Genomic DNA, 2,515 nt, shown 5'->3' with positions numbered 1-2,515 from the left:
AGAAAGTATCACCTGAGCATATAGCTCGGCTTCAAGCTGGTGGGAAATCTCTTTCAAGCTACCGTGTTTCTTCTGATTATGGTCAAAGAAAAGCTCCGACTGCAGGAGCGTCAAGTTTCCATAAAGGAATTGATTTTGCAATGCCTGTAGGTACTCCAATCACAACTAAAGTTGCGGTTAAAGATGTAAAGACAGCCTATGATTCAAAAGGTGGCGGCTATTACAGCACAGTAACTTTTGAAGACGGTGTTGTGCTTAAACTTCTTCATCAATCACCAAGTATGCAAAGCAAGGTGAAAGGTGGGGCTAGTACTGGCACTTATGGATCTTATTTAGATCAAGATAAGGCTGAAGCAAAAACAGAAAAGGAGATCGAAACTTTAAGGGCTAACTATTACTCGCTAGGTGAGAAAGACGAAGCTGACCATATCAAGCGTGTAAAGGATTTGCGCAAGAATGGCTTAGACAGTCTGATTACTGATGAAAATGCTCGCTTTGAAAAGACGAAACAACTTCGACAATTTGAATTCACGATGGATGTTGATGGTTGGCGTTGGGTTGGCGAGGAAAAGATTAAGAATGATGCTTATGTCAAAAAACTTAGAGTTGAAGCTAGTACGGATTTCAATAAAAAGGAAAAGGCAGAAGCAATTAAATCTTTTGAAGAGCAAAGAGATCTTGAACTAGCAGCCTACCGCAGACTCCAACAAGAAAAAATTGATGAGTTTAAAGCCGCTTTAGAACTGCAAACTGGTGAATTGCAACGTGCTTATTATGAAGTAATTGCGCAAAACACAATGACTCAACCACAACTTGCACAGTGGCAATTTCAAAATCAATATGGTTCTTCTATTGGCGGTGCTTATGATTCTTATCAAAATTCTGTTAAGGATATTAATAAGAAGGATGATAAAGATCAGTATTTGATTAATGCTGAAACACGAAGTCAAATTTTAATTAAAGCTGAACAAAATCTTGAGGCTCAATTAAAGTTAATCAGAATGAAGGGAGTTGAGGACGAGAGGATTTTGAGGCAACAGCAATATACTGACAATATATCTGTATATGGAACTATGTTTGGGCAAATGGGAGAGCTTGTTAGAGGATATGCAGGTGAATCATCAGGTGCTTATAAGACATTACTAGCCTCGCAAAAGGCTGCAAACCTAGCAAGTGCAATTATGAGTGGATATACAGCCATATCTGCGGCTTGGTCGAGTGCTCCGTTCCCCGCGAACCTGCCTGCTGTTGCTGTGGCAACAACTAAAACAGGAGTACTCCAAGCTGCTATTAGTTCTATATCAGGCTTTTCTAGTGGAGGTTATACAGGAACAGGTGGAAAGTATGATCCTGCAGGAATCGTTCATAAGGGTGAAGTAGTATTCTCTCAAGAAGACATCAAGCGCTGGGGTGGAGTTAGTAATGTAGAAGCAATGCGCAAGAGTAGTATGGATGGCTATGCTAATGGTGGATATGTAAATGGAGAGTCTGGCTTTACTCTCAACTCAGGTTACCCGGCATTACCAAGTTTTAATGAATCTCGTATTTTAGATTCAATAAATACAAAAAGTGGTGAAGCTTCCATTAGCGCACCAGTAACAGTATACGTTACAGTCCAAAATGATGGTACAGGTACAAGTGATGTGAAAAGTGAAGGAGCCTCCAAAGAACTCGGTAATTTGATAGGTGATGCTGTTAGAAAAGTATTGATAGAGGAATGTCGCCAAGGTCGGATTATTGATCGGGAGTTTAGAAAAAGAAGATAAGCTGCTTCTGTAGCTTTTTTCTGCTTCAAATGCTATTTTTCTGTAAAACAAATTATGGCTTTTATATGAAAAAATTAGCATTTGGAGTGTTATTTCTCTTATCTTCGGGTTTAACTTATGCTGAACCTAAAGGAGTCTCAGTTAAGAGTAGCGGCTTTGATGGAACAAAGGAAATTACTTTAAAGCCATATGGAACGTCATCGTGTCTAAAGTCTAGCACTACCTGTATATCCATAGGGGCACTATGGAAAAGTGATTTACCAAATCATGTTGCCTTAGATTTATTGTCACTTAATAAGTTTGTAAATATGACTAATTTATTAATAAATATTGATGGTGAAATTGTTCAAGCTGAAAGAGTGCCATCAGCAGGGGGGCATAAGTTATCTGGAATTTATCAAGAATCTGTTCAAAGATTTGTAATTTCAAAAGAAGATTTTAATAAAATTCTAAATGCAAAAAAAGTGTGGTTTAAAATTGACACATTAAATTCTTCTTATATCGAAACAAATCTCATTGATAATGGGAAAGAAACAATTGGCTTTCAAGGTCTTAAAAGATTTGCTACTCAACTGAATTAGAGTGAAATTTGAAAAATCTCAATCTAATGATTGGTAAACAAAACCGCCGAAAGGCGGTTTTTTAATGGTCTTAAGGTGCTTTTTTTAATACATCTGTATTGTTAATAATCATATCTAGCTTTTCTTCGATTGATTGGATTTTAGTCAAATAGTCTTTGTCAGCTTGAG

At 37.4% G+C, this 2,515-nt stretch carries 2 protein-coding genes; both read left to right on the top strand.

Annotation, left to right across the window (positions count from 1 at the left end; genetic code table 11):
- Positions 1-1,766: M23 family metallopeptidase (locus tag ACG9ZL_RS20775; RefSeq protein WP_419361737.1), on the top strand; the 1,766-nt coding region annotated here is incomplete at its 5' end.
- Between the two features lie 65 nt (positions 1,767-1,831).
- The gene (locus ACG9ZL_RS20770; protein ID WP_419361735.1) at positions 1,832-2,347 is read left to right on the top strand and encodes a hypothetical protein; all 516 of its coding nucleotides are present in this window, start codon (positions 1,832-1,834) and stop codon (positions 2,345-2,347) included.
- Positions 2,348-2,515 lie beyond the last annotated feature (168 nt).

It is taken from the genome of Acinetobacter legionensis, assembly GCF_048551735.1.
Taxonomy (GTDB): Bacteria; Pseudomonadota; Gammaproteobacteria; order Pseudomonadales; family Moraxellaceae; genus Acinetobacter.
This window is presented reverse-complemented; position numbering and strand designations above follow the sequence as displayed.

Bases quoted from the DNA above. Each gene is read 5' to 3' on its own strand.
- ACG9ZL_RS20770 (WP_419361735.1), top strand. From the start codon at position 1,832: ATGAAAAAATTAGCATTTGGAGTGTTATTTCTCTTATCTTCGGGTTTA.